The sequence below is a fragment of the Photobacterium lutimaris genome, from assembly GCF_003025555.1.
In the GTDB taxonomy this organism is placed as follows: Bacteria; Pseudomonadota; Gammaproteobacteria; order Enterobacterales; family Vibrionaceae; genus Photobacterium; species Photobacterium lutimaris.
Map to the genome: position 1 here is coordinate 1140293 of NZ_PYMH01000001.1, position 14227 is coordinate 1154519.

The following is a 14227-nucleotide window of genomic DNA, read 5'->3' on the forward strand; positions in this document are numbered from 1 at the left end:
GTGTTTATCCTATGGGCTTACATGTTCCCAAGAATGTGCTTTCATACTTATAAGATGAGATTATGCCTTGCTCATCCGTAATAAAAATGTACGTACAACTGTCGCTGAAAATTTTATATTCAACTTCAATGACACCACCTTCTTCAGATTTCATTTGATTTGGTTCACCCCATTGCTTCACAAGCTCGTCTATATGATGACCAGTCCAACTGTCACCAAAGTAGCTTTCGCTCACGAATAACGAACAACCACTGAGGAAGAGTGCAGAAACAATACTAATAAGCCTGATTTTCATAGACATTTCCCAATCATTCATCCGGGCATGAGCTTAACAACTAAAAGATTCACTGAAAAGATAAGATTCACTTAGAGGTGAGAACGCCTAACGCCTAACGAATGACATTGACTCCCCCTTATCAGGCTCTGCCACACTTGGTAAGTCTGACACCTAATTGCTGAAGGCCAGCATCTCACAATCAATTTATGGCATTGATTTAGCCAAACATTCGTTCAGTATCCACGGTGAAGCTCACCAAGGCAAGATGCTAGGTAATGACTTTCTCCTAGCATCACAGGCTGTAAGTCTTTAAAAACACAATAAAGCCTACATCCTCTACTTATTCGTTTTTTGCCACTTCAACCCTGTTTCCTCATAATCATGCAGTGATGTTCAAATGAAACGCAGGCAAAATATTCGCTACCAGCATGCATGGTCAGGCTAACATTGAAATTTACGCTTATACACTCTAATAACCAGAGCGATAAATTCACAGGTACCTTTATTGAACTAGAAGTCAAATGTTAATGTAAAATCAAGACTGTTAGACTTGTTGTCATCAAAATAATAGTTGTATGAAACAGTTGGCTTCACCCCCATCAATGAAAAAGTTACGCCTGGGCTAACATAGTGTGTATAACTTTTATCACCATATACCGTTCCCCATTTGCTAGCGGTATCAATCGATAGCTTTTTATAGAGAGTCGATTTATGTGTATAAGATAATGATAAAGAGAGCCATTCATTCATTTCATGATATCCACCGAATGTCTTTTCAAAATTAATCACCTCGAGCCTAGATAAAGGCCTTTCAAGAACTCGGTCAATATATTGAGTAGAAAAGTCCGTAAATAAAATCAACTCACCCAAAGAGAGGGCACTAAACAAACCAGCACTGTATACATCAACATCATCTGTATTACCACCTGCTGTTACTGTCACTTCGTTATATACAAAATCAGAAAAAATGAATGAATAACCAGCTCCTATTTCCCAAAAATTGTCAGTGTCTACTTGTCCAAAAACACGCCAAGTTTCATTAAAATCGTGCGAACCATATAGTGTATAGGTCAAATCATCACTAGTACTTTCATTTAAATAATTTTCTTTACTTACTGAGACGTTAAAAGTTTCACCAACATAGTCAACCGTATCTTGCCAAGATGCATAGATAGGTAATGAAACACAAGCAATTATTATTAAAAGTATCTTTGTCATATTAAAAAAATTATTTGCTTTCATCCACATAGAATTAAATTTTTAAAAGCAATTTTTACCATAATATAAAAATCAAAAAAGCCTATTAAAAATAATTAATAGGCTGTAGTAAAATGGACATTCCTTTGCCCTACATGAACTCTTTAATTCAAATTTATTTTGTAAACCGTAATTTAAGTTGTGCTTTAAGGTTACCCATTTTAGATTTCAAGGCCTTCTTTTTATCAGCATCGATTGTCACCATACGGCCTGATTCACCAATATAAGTACGAGAACCATCAACGTGGTCTACCAAGCGAATTTTGTCATTAGCAATTTTATGAGCATGTACGGTCGCCAACATATCTCCCTGAGCACTATGCAATGTGATATTGTTAAACTCATCTTTACTTAGCAGAATACGTTTGCCGTCACTGTTTACCAGCTCATCACCAACAGTAAGGTAAAACCAATCTCCATTAACCTTAATTGCTTGATTATCAGAGTCTACTTCTATGTCGCCGAGAGTAACTCGTTCAAAATCAGGGAAAATAGGTGAGCCAGGTAGGCCACCGTCTGGCTTGTTACCATCTTCTGGCTTGTCACCCGGTAGACGATCCCCAGCTACATAATCTACGTTAATTGAACCATCTTTATTGACTGTTGCCCCTACCGTCTTGTCATTGATTGAAAGAACATATGTACCATCTTCCTGCGCCTTCCAAGTACCAATCTCTTGACCGTTTGAACGGACAGCTCCGTCTTCATCTACAGACGCAACATGTACACCGTCTTTTAAAAGTTCAGTGCGGCCATTTTCTGGATTTGTCTCACCAACTACCCAGCCTTTGCCTTCAACATCTTGAACAATAGGTAAGCCAGGTAGGCCACCGTCTGGCTTGTTACCATCTTCTGGCTTGTCACCCGGTAAGCGGTCACCATCAACACCAGAAACATCATCATCTCCAGCACCAGAGCTTGAAGAGCCACTTAAGAGTGCTGCGGTCAAACCTAATGTACCAGCGCCGATAGCGGCCCAAAACCCAGTACTCTCTTGTTCATATACAACGCCATCAACTTCTTTAATTCCTTCGTTATTTATATTTTTTGTTTGAGGTGATACTTCATTAACCATTGTTTTCTGCTGTTTAGTAGCACCTTGATGCGAATTACTTACCAGTCCAACATCTACTGCTTGGGCTAAAACATTAGTTGAAAGTGTGGTTGCAATGATAGTGGCTAACAATTTTTTATTCATGTTCATGTAACTAATTCCAAAAATATAACCCCAGAATATTAATTGCTCTTAAAGTTGATATTAAGCCACACTTAACTCTTAAAAAAGCTTCCACACAAGGAGAGCATAAATATTCCCTCCACACGTAAACATATATCACACGGGCTCAATATAAAATGATAATAGACACATATACAAAAAAGGGCTGACACTTGGTCAGCCCTTATGAATTATAAATTTATAATTATTACACTTACTATAAATCGCCAATACTTTTCATATAAACCACCTAAATATTTAACGTTATATAAAACCTTTACACACCCACCACATGATACATTTTATCTGCCTGTGATTTAACTTCCCAAGCATCTATAGGTAAATACATGCGGATAAGGAAGTTCCCTCCCTTTTCTACAGTGGCGTTTCCTGTACCCACCTGACAATTTGTTGTAAATGTAAAGGAGTTGCCATTATCTTTCATTTCATAATGAGGAATATAAAAGTCATTCTCATGAATCCAACCATCTGCCCCATAGAAAGTTGCAGATAAGTATCCGTTATTGTCCCAGTCAAGCGCAGGCTTCTCAAGTGTCCATGTTTGACATTTATCCGAGGTGATCTGCAAAGGCACGTATTGAGCAGTATCCATCGGTAATCCTCCCCAACCATAAGCAGCAGCATATAGGTAGTTATGAGGGTTTACATCTTCTAACGTTTTACCAAACGCATCGTGACCGGCAATTGGCTGCTCTCCATCATTGACTTGACGAACAAGCTCCTCACGGAATGCGATAAGTTCCTCAGCATCATAGCCTTTTGATTGATATGGCCGTTCTGCTTTTGCTTCAAACTTAAGCTGAGATTGGCGCTTTTTCGTATCTTCATAATCACCATTATCACGAGTACGTGCTAATAGGTATACATATTCACCTTGAATATCATCTGCTGATACCTCAAGTGTTTCACCATTTTTCACTACTTGATGAAATAAATGATGTTCATCTATGATATGAATTATCTGAAATTCACCTGACAAAGGAACAGTAAAAGTAGCACCTTCACTAACATCGACTATCGCGATAGAATAAACCACATCTCGATTTGAACGAATAACCTGTTGATTATCAATACTGACGGGATCATCATGCATCCAAGTATTGACTCCAACTTTATTTTGGACGCCACTAAAATACCAGTCAGATTCAGCAACAACATAATTATCCATTGTTACAGGAACAGCCATACAACTAAAAGAGCTAATCAAGGATAAAGATAGAAGTATTTTTTTCATATTAATCTCGATGAAGTTTTAATAGGAGAATATTTATGACAATTTTACTAAGTAAAAGACTCATGTACTGTTTGAAACACAAAGCTCATGAGCACTGTTATGCATTTCGTTTAACCATAGCCCTATGATAATTAGCTAGAGATAGCTAGAATATTTGAATTTAGTTAGTTTGCTGTTAAGCTGAACTTAAGACCAAAATCATGAAGTGTTCTAGATGTCAGACGACAAATTCAAAAATTTAGATTTAAACTTGTTAAAGCTTTTTTCTGTTGTATATCAACAACGTAATCTAAAAAAATCCTCTGAGTTGCTATTTATTTCTCCACCTGCGGTAAGTCAAAATATCAACAAGCTCAGAGAGCACTTTGAAGATGAACTGTTTGTGAAGACACCAAAAGGCTTTGATACCACACCTTTCGCCGACAGCCTATTCAATGCGTTATCTCCTGCCCTAGTGCAGCTTTCATATGCTGTGAATACTCATGGAGAATTCGAACCTAGCAAGCTTGAAGGTACAATCACTGTTGATATGGGGCAACAGGTTATTCCTTGGTTATCACCCATGATGTTTACGGAGATATCACAACACTGTCCTATGGTCACCTTCGCGTCACATAATATGACAACTGAAACAGCTTCGATGCTAACAACGGATCAAGTAGATCTTGCGGTTCAATTCCAGTTTCCCAATACCACCAAAGATATTTATGAACTTCCTTTGGGAGACGTAAGTTTTGTCGCAGTTGTTAGAAGAGATCACCCATTCAAAGGTAGTGAAGCAACTATTGAGGAACTATTAGCCTATGATTTTGCTATCATTGAAATGCCTTTTTTCAACACGTTTCATACATCGTTAATTGAACAAGTCGTCGCAAAAAGAGGGCTAAAAGTTAATGTAGCGTACCGAAGTACTTCTGCAATTAGCGTCAGAGAAATTGTAACTCATTCTGACTTAGTTGTGCCGGGGTTAGAAAATTTTGTTAAACACTGTGGCCAGGGTTTAAGAGCGATAAAAGTAACAAATTTAGACGAGATATCAACTCTTCCTCTATGCGCCTACATAAATAAAAAAAATAGAAAAAGTAAAAAACATTTATGGCTATATGAGATGGTTAAATCACTTGTACATGCATAAATAAAGAGCTGACATATAGCCAGCCCTTTATAAATATTGCTCTGTTAAAGCTGATAGTTGAACTCAATTCGATGATCACCATCAGCATACTGTGTATTTTCAGTCCAGTTTGAATAATATCGCACATTTGCCCTTGGGGTCACTTGGTAACCCATTGAAAATTCATGTGACATGACAGATTCGTCACCTTCAAGCCCAAATTCTTTGTATATTGATGAGCCCGAAATAGTGCCCATATACATTGGGTTATAATTCAACCAAATCTTGTCTGTTACCTGCACCTTTCCGTACATACCTATGACATAAAAGGTACCGTGCATGTTATATCGGTCACGCAGTTGATCTGCATCTAAATTCCCGCCAGAAGTACCTGGTAGCTGTTCGCCAGCGGCCATCCCAAGGCCTACAAGGGGGTATAAATTAAACTTACCCATTTTAGGTAATGCTTGAATAAAACTGTATGATGCCGAACCTTGGTTACTATCAAAATTCCAATTAACGTCTACCTGCGATCCTCGACCGTTGGTAAGGTCAACGCCAAAGTTGCGAAAACGAAAAGAATCGATACTGTCATCACTATTACGATTACTCCAACCGAATAAATCGCCCGCAAACCCCTTTACCTCAATGACATTCATACCCATTGTTGTATCAATGCCAGTATCGTATGTCTGCCCAAATTTCAGGTTCAAACCTTTATCGGTATAGCCAAAACCTGCTTGCGTATAAACCGCCAAAGGATCAGACATATCTTGGACTTCGGCTTCTTGTGCTATTGAAGATGTTGCGAAAAGTATCGTGGTAACGAAAAGAGTTGAACGGCGTAAGAACATAATTTCCTCATTTGGTGCGATCTTCACATTCATGCAATCGACGAATATGTAGTCACTATACAAACGAGGGTTATCTAATTGAATTTACACATACTTAACTGTCAATTAAGCTTAAGTTAATAGAAAATCAAGTTCAAATAATCTAAGTCATCAGTAAATTACTTTGATTTTATATATTATTTTCACCATTGAAAATTAACTGATAAAAGGTGGCCAGCCACTTTACAAAAGCGTACCAACTAAGCTGCCAGACCAACATCTGATACCTCCCACATGCTACCGTAATTTGTGCCCACTCCGCGTGGAATGTATATTCTAATTACGCATATGTTTAGCATTTTATGAAAAAAACGTTTCATGGTGCGGCTGTAGCCGTTACAATACAAGGAGGAGCAATTGAAGGGAGTATGAGATGTCTGTTGCCAATAACCTTACTGAACTGCAAGATCAAATCCGAACGCGATATAGCGATCTTAGCAAGCGTTTACAGCAGGTCGCCCGCTATGTATTGGATAATTCCAACAGTGTCGCCTTTGATACCGTTGCGGTAATTGCCAGCCAAGCTGAAGTCCCTCCTTCTACATTGATCCGCTTTGCCAATGCTTTTGGCTTCAACGGCTTTAATGACATGAAACAGCTGTTTCGCCGCAACCTCGTAGAAGAAACAGCGAGCTACACTGAACGCGCTAAGCTTTTCAAAGAGCTTGATGCTGAGCAAAGTGCACCAGAAAGTCCTGCCATGATTTTGCAAGAGTTCGCCCGTGCCAACGCGCAAGCGATGAACCACCTTGCTTCGCAAACGCCGGCAGACAAGCTTGAAGAAGCGGTCGAGATATTAATGAATGCTGATAACATCTACCTTATCGGCTTAAGACGCTCTTTCAGCGTCGCTTCTTATCTCACCTATGCATTACGTCATCTTGAGCGTCGTGCGTTCCTGATTGATGGATTGGGCGGCATGTTCAAAGAACAACTCTCGATGATTGGCCCTAATGATGCGGTACTCTCAATCAGCTTTAGCCCTTATGCGCAAGAGACGGTCACTCTCAGTGAAATAGCTTCACAAGCCGGTGCAAAACAAATCGTGATTACCGATAGCCAAGTCAGCCCACTGGCAGCCTTCAGTGATGTTTGTTTTGTGGTAAAAGAAGCCCAGGTTGAGGCTTTCCGCTCGCAATCCGCTTCTTTGTGTCTTGCTCAAACGTTGGCGGTTTCTCTGGCTTACCGACAGGGCACAAGCAACAATCTTGAAACAAACGTTCTAGGTTAGCTTTTTACTTCTTTTTACTTACTGTTTTCTAAATAAATGCCGTCCTAACACTATGTGTAAAGCGACGGCATTTTTATATGAAGCAAGACGCAAGACAGAAAAAGCCCCGCAAATGCGAGGCTTTAAGAGTGATTAACCTTTGGGGCGATGTCATTGGGGGTAACAGTCACTCCATACCCGTCATCACTCAGGAGGCTTTGGTCTGGGCTAAGATATTACAGCTTAATGGTTTTACCCTGCTTCATCGACTCAAGGGCTGCATCAGCCATGACAAGGGCAAATTCACCATCTGCACCGCCACACTCAGGCTCTTTACCTTCAAGCACGTCAACAAAGTCCTGCCATTCTGCCACATAAGCAGCGTCATAGCGCTCAAGGAAGAAATGCTGAGGTTTAGCGGCAACGCAACCTTCTTCACCCCAATGCTGCACCAAGTTCTCTTTGACGTTGTGAGCCTGTAGCAAACCTTTCGAACCATGCAGTTCAAGGCGCTGATCATACCCGTAGCCAGAACGACGGCTGTTATTGATGGTTGCAATTGCCCCTGATGGGAAGCTGAGTACCAACACAGCGGTGTCGATGTCTCCAGCTTCACCGATGGCAGGATCCACCATGCAACTGCCGTGTGCAGTGATCGAAACCGGATCTTCTCCCATGATGAAACGAGCCATATCCAAATCATGGATGGTCATGTCACGGAACATACCACCAGATACTTTGGTGTATTCAGCAGGCGGTGGCGACGGATCGCGAGAGGTGATCACTAGCGATTCAGGCTGGCCGATAACACCTGCATTAAGCTGATTTTTCACTGTTCTGAACTGTGGATCATAACGGCGGTTAAAACCGACCATCATGTGTGTGCCGTGCTGGCGGACTGTCGCCAAACAATCGCGTACTCGGCTGAGATCTAAGTCAATGGGCTTTTCACAGAAAATTACTTTCCCATGTGCAGCGGCCATTTCAATTAAATCAGCATGTGTATGGGTTGCAGAGCAAATACATACCGCATGTACATTCGGATCAGACATTGCCTGTTCGATTTCTTGTACTTGCGCGCCATACTTTTCGGCTAACTTGTTAGCACCCTCAACGTAGGGGTCGATAATTGAATACAATGTTGTCTTAGGATGCTTTGCAATATTTACAGCATGCACCTGGCCAATCCTGCCAGCGCCGAATAACGCAATATTAAACATGTCTCACTCCTTTGCCGGAAACTAATTATTGATGTTTTCTTGCATATTGCTCTTCGTTAATCCATTGATGGTCATCTTCCCAGGTAAACAACCATTTACGTGTTGGCCCAGCCATTACATTCAGGTAGTAGCTGTCGTAGCCTGCAATAGTTGCCACAGGGTGATACCCCTTAGGTACTTGAACGACGTCTTTGTCATAAACCGCCATGCACTCGTCCAATGAACGATCATCGGTGTATACACGTTGCATGCAGAACCCTTGTGTAGGATTCAAACGGTGATAATAGGTTTCTTCGAGATAGGTTTCGTTAGGCTCTGCATCCTGATCATGCTTATGGCTCGGATAGGAGCTCGTGCAGCCTTCATCCGTATACACTTCTACCACCAGCAAGCTGTCGGCTTCTTTGTAATCAGGCAAGATATTGTGGACAAAGCGCTTATTATTCCCTGCCCCACGCTGCTCCGCATCAATATTGTCTGGAGCGATCAGGCGGGTTGGATAATTACCTTGGCCTGGTGCGGTACACACTGCTAGCTCTAGCTGGGTATTTGCCACAACACTGATTGCCTCACCTTTGGCGACGTAAACAGCGTAAGGTTTCTTGCGCTCAAACGGCCCCATTCGGTCACCGATGTTCTCGAATGTTTCAGTTGGCGTGGTAATTGTGGCAAAGCCCCCCACCAGTACCAAACACACTTCATTATCGCTGGCTGGTAGCTCTATACGTTGGCCGCTTTCAAGTTCAAACGCTTTAAATCCAACATAACCCCATTGCGCACTTTCTGGGGTAATTGTTTGGGTATTACCATGCTGATCAGGGGCATGGTATTTGGAGAGCAATTTTGACATGGCGACCTTCTCAAAGTAGTTATTCGTAACATTGGTTCGAAAATATTTTTCAAAATAGTATGAAAATAAAAAAACCTTTTCAAACCAATTATGAAACAAATGGTTCATTTTGTGGGCGAGGTAACACGTCGAAAATTTCTTCATTCAGCATGAAATTATTGGCATAAAAAAATGACCTTTATGGCCCACACACATACTTCAAGTGGCTTGGGTATAAAACGGAGGCAGCATAAAGTGATTGGCAATCGAAGGGCTGAAACTTTGGTTTCCAGCAAAGGAATTAAAAAGCGAGTCAGGCGATTAAGCTGACTCGCTAGAGGTACATATCTCGCTAGAGCTACATATAGAGAATGCGTGGTAAGACTTAACGACGCCTGCTTGGCAGCATATCGGTCATTGATCCTTCGACCAACTCTGCAGCAAAGGCGAAGGTTTCAGCCAATGTTGGGTGGGCATGTACCGTATGCGCGATGTCTTTTGCCGTACCGCCCAGTTCAAGAACAGCGGCCGCTTCGTGAATAAGCTCACCCGCATTTTCACCGCAAATACCGGCACCTAACAATGCACCAGACTCTTTATCAAATAGCGCCTTGGTCACGCCATTGGTTGCACCAACACTTTGTGCACGACCACTAACAAGCCATGGTACTTTGCCCGTGCTGTAGTCAATACCCTGCTGTTTGGCTTCTTTCTCCGTTAAGCCAACCCATGCGACTTCTGGGCTAGTGTAAGCGACAGATGGGATTGCAGCAGGATGGAACGTTGCATCCAATCCGGCAATCACTTCTGAGGCAACTTTGCCTTCATGGGTCGCCTTGTGCGCGAGCATTGGCCCTTTAACGATATCGCCGATAGCGAAGATATGTGGAACTGACGTTTGCATCCGGTCATTGACCTCAACAAGCCCTTGCTCACTGATTGCGACACCGATGCTCTCCAGCCCAATACCTGCCGTATTAGGGCGACGACCGACAGCGACCAGCACCGCATCAAAAATGGCACTTTCAGGTGCTTTTTTCCCTTCAAAGGAAACCGCAATATCTGCATCCTGCGCTTCCATGCCGATCACTTTGGTTTTCGTCAGAAGCTGGTAGGTCTTTTTCGTTGCTTTAACGAGTGGTTGTACAATGTCTTTATCTGCGGCGGGGATAATCTGATCTTGTGCTTCCACAATAGTAATTTCAGAGCCAAGCGCCGAATAAACCTGCGCCATTTCCAATCCGATGATCCCGCCACCGATAATCAGTAACTTCTCAGGGATAGTGTGCAAAGACAGTGCATCAGTCGAATCCCACACTCTTGAATCATCAGGTGCAATCGGTAATTTAACCGAGTGGGAGCCCGTCGCAATAATGGCGTGCTTGAAGTTTACATGCTGCTCTGTATCAGCCGAAACCGACAGCGTGCGCTCCCCAATAAATTGGCCTTCACCTTGCAGACGAACGACTTTTCTCGCTTTAGACAGGTTCGCGATGCCTTTCGTCAGTTCGGATATTGTCCCTTCTTTATGGGTGCGCAATGCGTCAATATCGATGTTGGGCTCAGTAAACGAAATACCCATACTTGCCCCATGTTTAGCATGCTCGATGAGCGATGCGGCATGAAGCAGGGTCTTTGAGGGAATGCAGCCCACATTGACACAAACACCACCTAGCGTGTCACGTTTTTCAACAAGACACACTGACAATCCAAGATCTGCCGCTCTAAAGGCCGCTGTATACCCACCGGGTCCACCACCGAGTACAACAACATCTACGTTGATAGATTCCGTCATTAAAATTCCTTCTATGCCAAGTTAAATACTCAATTACCAGATATAGGCAACATAGCGTGCCATTGGTAGGTTTATCCTAGAAAGAAATAAAAATAAATCGCAAAGTTGGAATATCTGATGCTGGTTCACTTTCTGTAGAAAGTGAACCGTCAATATGTCTAACAGCTCAATGTTTGCCTGTTACAAAGACAATGAGGCGGCAACATTCGCCATGTTGCCGCCTCAAATAACCCATACACAGATATATTACTGTGAAAAACGCCTTGTCAGCCGTCTTAACACAAATGGTCCACCGCGGTATGTAAATAGTGCCAATAAAATCATCAAGCACCCTGCCAGCTTATTGAATGGCATTGCTTCGGCATACCAAATTACACTGAGAATAACGGTCCAGACAGGCTCAAGGATCATAATAATCGCGGCATTGGCTGCGGTACTGTGTTTCTGCCCCATCGTCTGCATTACATAGCGTAAACTCGTCGCCACCAACATGCTCATTGTGAACCAGCCCCAGGTCGTTAAGCTGACCGACTCTGGCCATGTTTCAAACAACAGAGAAGCAATGCTTCCCATACAGCCAATGCTGAATAACTGCAAGCAGGTCAACAACAGCGTTGGGATCTGGCGAGCATATTTGCTGTTGAAGTTGAAGTGAACCGCCAGCATTACCGCCGCAGCCATGAACCACAACTGGCTAGACGATATTTGCCAGCCATTACCGCCACCTAAAGACAGCATCAGTAAACCAGCAAAAGCGATAGGTAACGCCAGCCAAAATGTTCTTGGAGGCTTGGCTTTGAACAACGGCCAAGCAATCAAAGGGACAAATAGCATGGATAGGCTCATGATAAATGCGCCTTCACCCAGTGTATCACTGACAGAAATGGCATGTATCCACAGCAATATCGCGCTACCAAGAATACAGCCGACCCCCAGTGCTTTGGGTATAACGGATTTTTCGACTTTCTTAATATCAGAAAAACAGAACAGCAATATACACAAAGAGGCGAGAATAAAGCGCAAGCCAATAAAACCAAAAGGCGGTAGCCCCTGAATTGCTTCTTTAGAGAAAATCCAGCCAGCTGCCGCCAAAATTGTGGTTGCGACCAATATTAAATCTGCACGGCGCTCAAAGTTCATGCTTAAGCCACCTCGTTAGAAGTAACATGCAGGAAGTAACAGCAATATAATTTCACATTTTATTCCAAATATAAGCCGCCAATCCCTGCCGCTTTTTAACGAACTAATGCCTTCATCCCATTCAGCATTTTTTCTGCCACTTCATAATGGTCGTGCTCCCACATTTGATCATTGAGGAACTCGCCCGAGAAGAAACCGTCATAACCTGTCTGTAGAAGTGCATCCACCCACTCTTGCATTGGGATATCACCTTCGCCAATGTAGACACCACGAAGATCTCTTTCATCAACCCATGGCTTCCCTATAGCAGGACGTTTGCCATCGGATAAATGAACATTATAAATCAGAGTTTTATCAACTTGGGAAATCTGCTCTAAGGTTGCACCGCGACATGCCCATAGGTGCCATGTATCCAATACGAAGCCAAAATTATCACGCCCAACTGCATCGAGCAATCGATAATAATCATCTAACGTTGCGATTGGCGTCCATGCAGCCCCTTCATACTGAAAACGAATACCGTACTCACGACCAATATCAGCAATAGTTCGGATATTTTTTGCCGTTAGCTGGATGTTATCCTCAGTACTAAAACCATTAAGGCTCTCAAAAGCATTAAGCTGAATGGTTGGGGCACCAATTTCTTTAGCAAAGCGACATAAGATTTCCGTTTCTTTAAATACACGCCGTTGTTCTTCTTTTGTGGTTGCTTCTACCCCACCAATGATATCAATTGCAGAAGGGGTAATATTGGCCGCATCAAGACGTGCTTTAAATTCCTCACCGGTAAAACCGGCATTAATGTAACGCCACAATTTTTCGGTGTGAATTTCTAGACCTTGATAACCTGTTTCCTTCGCCAAACGAATATCAGACAGAATATTACTATGAAGCGAACACATTCCATGAAGAGCAAAACGCATTTTAAATCCTTATCGACATTAAATGCCGTGCATTGACGTTCCTAAGTGCTACGTAGATAACACCTTCCCAAATGAGAAAAATAAATTAAGCAGCGGTTCTATATTCAAGTAACTTTTATTTTGGACTAGCTAAAAAGTCACTTGGGTATCGGTAACCAAGTTATTTTAAATAACTTGGTTACTCGTACTAACTATAAATGTCTCAAGAGATTTTATTTCACTTCTTGACACATTAAACTGACTGCCAGTGTTTGTGCCAGATACAGAGAACTACTGAGGGATCGGAAACCCATAATTTCGCCTTCCTGTACTTCAAAGCACACTTCCATTTTACTGCCTTGGGATGTCATCTGATTATCCGTAATCGCAACAATCGGCACCCCCTTTTCAAACGCAGTATCAATCAAGCTACTGGTTTCAGGCGCATAAGGGCTGAAAGTAACAGTAATCAATACGTCCTTGTCATTCATTCGACGCGTCATCGGTGCCAGCATGCCACCGTGATCATCCAACAATACAACGTTATTGTCTGATTTCATCAGTGCATACCAGAGATAAAATGCTACCGGATAGGCTCGACGCATGCCCTGAATGTAAATTGTCTCGGCCCCATCAAGCAAGCTCACTGCTCTTTCAAGCTTTTGCGGTGAAACAGACATTTGAAGCTGTTCCATCGCTTCAATATTGGCTTGTCCAAAGTCTTGGAAGATCGCCATCGGAGAGTCTTGGCTCACTTCTTCAGTTGCACGTGCTTTTTTGACTCGTTCGATATAATCCCGAGGGCGATTCAAATACTGGTCACGGAACAACGCCTGCATTGAGCTAAACCCAGAGTAGCCCATTGCATTTGAAAACCGACTCAGTGTAGATAAAGGAACATTGGCCTGTTCTGCTATGGTTGCCATTGTTTCGACCGCTACCAGCATTGGCTGGGCCATCACAAAATCAGCAACCTGCTGTAGTCGCCCACTTAGGCTATCGTATCGCTTAACAATAAGCTCACGCAGCGTATCTAAGTCAGCTGGTACTTGTTCTTCAACATCCATAATTGGCCGCTCCCCGCTCGAAAGCAATACTACAAAATAAGAATACCTCAAG

The 14227-nt window shown here is 42.4% G+C and carries 13 protein-coding genes; 2 read left to right on the forward strand and 11 right to left on the reverse strand.

The features are described 5' to 3' along the window. Positions 1 to 4: 4 nt before the first annotated feature. From C9I99_RS04950 to C9I99_RS04965, 4 genes are all read right to left on the reverse strand, one after another. Positions 5 to 301: a hypothetical protein gene (locus C9I99_RS04950; RefSeq protein ID WP_133638240.1), complete on the reverse strand. Its 297-nt coding sequence runs from the start codon at positions 299 to 301 to the stop codon at positions 5 to 7. 486 nt (positions 302 to 787) lie between these two features. Next, the gene (locus C9I99_RS04955; protein WP_133638239.1) at positions 788 to 1525 is read right to left on the reverse strand and encodes a hypothetical protein; all 738 of its coding nucleotides are present in this window, start codon (positions 1523 to 1525) and stop codon (positions 788 to 790) included. A gap of 124 nt (positions 1526 to 1649) precedes the next feature. After that, positions 1650 to 2738: a hypothetical protein gene (locus tag C9I99_RS04960; RefSeq protein ID WP_107347699.1), complete on the reverse strand. Its 1089-nt coding sequence runs from the start codon at positions 2736 to 2738 to the stop codon at positions 1650 to 1652. A 289-nt stretch (positions 2739 to 3027) separates the two neighbouring features. After that, positions 3028 to 4005 carry a hypothetical protein gene (locus C9I99_RS04965; protein ID WP_107347700.1) on the reverse strand — a complete coding sequence of 326 codons (978 nt, stop codon included), beginning with the start codon at positions 4003 to 4005 and terminating at the stop codon, positions 3028 to 3030. A gap of 214 nt (positions 4006 to 4219) precedes the next feature. Here C9I99_RS04965 and C9I99_RS04970 point away from each other — a divergent pair, with 214 nt between their 5' ends. Then, positions 4220 to 5140, forward strand: a complete 921-nt coding sequence (locus C9I99_RS04970) for a LysR family transcriptional regulator (RefSeq protein ID WP_107347701.1) — start codon at positions 4220 to 4222, stop codon at positions 5138 to 5140. 44 nt (positions 5141 to 5184) lie between these two features. Here C9I99_RS04970 and C9I99_RS04975 read toward each other — a convergent pair whose 3' ends face one another. After that, positions 5185 to 5973, reverse strand: coding sequence for a hypothetical protein (locus tag C9I99_RS04975; RefSeq protein ID WP_107347702.1), 789 nt, complete (start codon positions 5971 to 5973; stop codon positions 5185 to 5187). Between the two features lie 412 nt (positions 5974 to 6385). Here C9I99_RS04975 and C9I99_RS04980 point away from each other — a divergent pair, with 412 nt between their 5' ends. Continuing rightward, a complete protein-coding gene (locus tag C9I99_RS04980) occupies positions 6386 to 7243 on the forward strand; it encodes a MurR/RpiR family transcriptional regulator (protein WP_107347703.1) in 858 nt (285 codons plus the stop codon). Positions 7244 to 7458: 215 nt separating this feature from the next. Here C9I99_RS04980 and iolG read toward each other — a convergent pair whose 3' ends face one another. The 6 genes from iolG to C9I99_RS05010 all read right to left on the reverse strand — a co-directional run bounded on the left by iolG (position 7459) and on the right by C9I99_RS05010 (position 14175). Continuing rightward, entirely contained in the window at positions 7459 to 8442 is a 984-nt protein-coding gene (gene iolG, locus C9I99_RS04985) for an inositol 2-dehydrogenase (protein WP_107347704.1), read from the reverse strand. A 25-nt stretch (positions 8443 to 8467) separates the two neighbouring features. Next, positions 8468 to 9292, reverse strand: coding sequence for a 5-deoxy-glucuronate isomerase (gene iolB, locus C9I99_RS04990; RefSeq protein WP_107347874.1), 825 nt, complete (start codon positions 9290 to 9292; stop codon positions 8468 to 8470). Between the two features lie 364 nt (positions 9293 to 9656). Further along, on the reverse strand, positions 9657 to 11066 hold the full coding sequence (lpdA, locus tag C9I99_RS04995) for a dihydrolipoyl dehydrogenase (protein ID WP_107347705.1): 1410 nt from the start codon (positions 11064 to 11066) through the stop codon (positions 9657 to 9659). 246 nt (positions 11067 to 11312) lie between these two features. Beyond that, positions 11313 to 12206 carry a DMT family transporter gene (locus C9I99_RS05000; RefSeq protein WP_107347706.1) on the reverse strand — a complete coding sequence of 298 codons (894 nt, stop codon included), beginning with the start codon at positions 12204 to 12206 and terminating at the stop codon, positions 11313 to 11315. A 95-nt stretch (positions 12207 to 12301) separates the two neighbouring features. Beyond that, positions 12302 to 13129 (reverse strand): sugar phosphate isomerase/epimerase family protein, encoded by an 828-nt coding sequence (locus tag C9I99_RS05005; protein ID WP_107347707.1) that lies wholly within the window; start codon positions 13127 to 13129, stop codon positions 12302 to 12304. Positions 13130 to 13341: 212 nt separating this feature from the next. Beyond that, positions 13342 to 14175, reverse strand: coding sequence for a MurR/RpiR family transcriptional regulator (locus tag C9I99_RS05010; protein WP_107347708.1), 834 nt, complete (start codon positions 14173 to 14175; stop codon positions 13342 to 13344). Positions 14176 to 14227 lie beyond the last annotated feature (52 nt).

Excerpts from the sequence above, each read along its gene's own strand:
- C9I99_RS04955 (WP_133638239.1), bottom strand. The coding sequence starts at position 1,525 with ATGTGGATGAAAGCAAATAATTTTTTTAATATGACAAAGATACTTTTA.
- C9I99_RS05005 (WP_107347707.1), bottom strand. The coding sequence starts at position 13,129 with ATGCGTTTTGCTCTTCATGGAATGTGTTCGCTTCATAGTAATATTCTG.
- C9I99_RS04960 (WP_107347699.1), bottom strand. The coding sequence starts at position 2,738 with ATGAACATGAATAAAAAATTGTTAGCCACTATCATTGCAACCACACTT.
- C9I99_RS04950 (WP_133638240.1), bottom strand. The coding sequence starts at position 301 with ATGTCTATGAAAATCAGGCTTATTAGTATTGTTTCTGCACTCTTCCTC.
- C9I99_RS04965 (WP_107347700.1), bottom strand. The coding sequence starts at position 4,005 with ATGAAAAAAATACTTCTATCTTTATCCTTGATTAGCTCTTTTAGTTGT.
- lpdA (WP_107347705.1), bottom strand. The coding sequence starts at position 11,066 with ATGACGGAATCTATCAACGTAGATGTTGTTGTACTCGGTGGTGGACCC.
- C9I99_RS04970 (WP_107347701.1), top strand. The coding sequence starts at position 4,220 with ATGTCAGACGACAAATTCAAAAATTTAGATTTAAACTTGTTAAAGCTT.
- C9I99_RS04980 (WP_107347703.1), top strand. The coding sequence starts at position 6,386 with ATGTCTGTTGCCAATAACCTTACTGAACTGCAAGATCAAATCCGAACG.
- iolG (WP_107347704.1), bottom strand. The coding sequence starts at position 8,442 with ATGTTTAATATTGCGTTATTCGGCGCTGGCAGGATTGGCCAGGTGCAT.
- iolB (WP_107347874.1), bottom strand. The coding sequence starts at position 9,292 with ATGTCAAAATTGCTCTCCAAATACCATGCCCCTGATCAGCATGGTAAT.
- C9I99_RS04975 (WP_107347702.1), bottom strand. The coding sequence starts at position 5,973 with ATGTTCTTACGCCGTTCAACTCTTTTCGTTACCACGATACTTTTCGCA.
- C9I99_RS05010 (WP_107347708.1), bottom strand. The coding sequence starts at position 14,175 with ATGGATGTTGAAGAACAAGTACCAGCTGACTTAGATACGCTGCGTGAG.
- C9I99_RS05000 (WP_107347706.1), bottom strand. The coding sequence starts at position 12,206 with ATGAACTTTGAGCGCCGTGCAGATTTAATATTGGTCGCAACCACAATT.